This window comes from Thermocladium sp. ECH_B, from assembly GCA_001516585.1.
In the GTDB taxonomy this organism is placed as follows: domain Archaea; phylum Thermoproteota; class Thermoprotei; order Thermoproteales; family Thermocladiaceae; genus Thermocladium.
This window is the reverse complement of record LOBW01000149.1, coordinates 1-1,244: the sequence shown is the minus strand read 5'-3', so window position 1 is coordinate 1,244 and position 1,244 is coordinate 1. Positions and strand designations below refer to the sequence as shown.

Genomic DNA, 1,244 nt, shown 5'->3' with positions numbered 1-1,244 from the left:
TTACGCCGTTAAGGCTAATGGGAACCTAGCCATACTTGCGCTTCTTCGAGGCCTCGGGGCCGGCATTGATGCATCATCCCCGGGCGAAATAATGCTTGCCCACGTTGCTGGGTACGCCGGCGGTGACATAATGTTCACGGGTAACTTCCTCTCAAATGATGATATACTATATGGGTTGAGGAACGGGGTTATTTTTAATTTTGATTCGCTTAACGCATTCAGGCGAGCCATTAACCTGGGGTACAGGCCTGGATTAGTCTTCTTTAGGCTTGACGTGGGTTACGGCAGGGGAGAGACGCGGGGAGTCACTTTGAGCGGGGAGGAAAGCAAGTTCGGCATGTTCCTGGAGGACGCGGTTAAGGCGTACCAGGCAGCGATTGAGGCGGGGGCACGGGAATTCGGGATCCACATGATGATGGGGAGCAATGTGCTGGATGCCGATTACTTCATTAGAATAGGAAGAATGTTGAGGGAGCAAGCCGATGAGATAATGAGGAGAACCGGGGCAGAGATAAGGTACTATGATGTTGGGGGAGGGTTTGGAATACCATATAGGCCGGGCGAGGCGCCCCTTGATTTGGGGAGGCTGGGCGAGCTGCGGCAAATGTTCGGCGATGGATTAATTATTGAGCCCGGCAGGTACCTGGTTGGCGATGCTGGTTACTTATTGCTGAGGGTCACGGAGGCGAAGAGAAAGGGGAGCAGGATCTATGTTGGGGTGGATGCAGGCATGAATGTATTGATAAGGCCGGCCCTGTACGGGTCTTATCACGCAATAATGAATTGCGGGGAGGGCGGGGAATTAATTAGGGCGGATGTGACTGGACCCATATGTGAAAACACGGATAGAATAGCCGTGGATAGGGATTTGCCGATGCCTCGGGAGGGCGATTTACTGATGGTGCTTAACGCGGGCGCCTATGTATACTCCATGAGCAGTAACTACAATGCGAGGCCTCGACCAGCTGAGGCAGTGATTAGTGGGGGGAGGCATGCATTGGCGCGTCGCAGGGAGGAATTATGGGAATTAATTAGGGGAAGCATTATTCCTGATCTAGTTGCCGATGCAATTAATAAAACATAAAGGTAAGTTAATATAGGTATTTAATTATTGATTCCTGTTTAGGGAGGAGCTTCTCCAGTATGCTTGATACATCGTATCTAAATAATGCCTTAATCGCGGTGATCGCCTCATCGCCCCTCGCCACCATATTTTGAAACACGTGACCCATGCTTTCCCTTAT

At 50.9% G+C, this 1,244-nt stretch carries 1 protein-coding gene; it reads left to right on the top strand.

All coding sequences use genetic code 11. The annotated features are described in order from the left end of the window. Nucleotides 1–1,084: diaminopimelate decarboxylase (locus AT710_09850; protein ID KUO89637.1), on the top strand; the 1,084-nt coding region annotated here is incomplete at its 5' end. Nucleotides 1,085–1,244 lie beyond the last annotated feature (160 nt).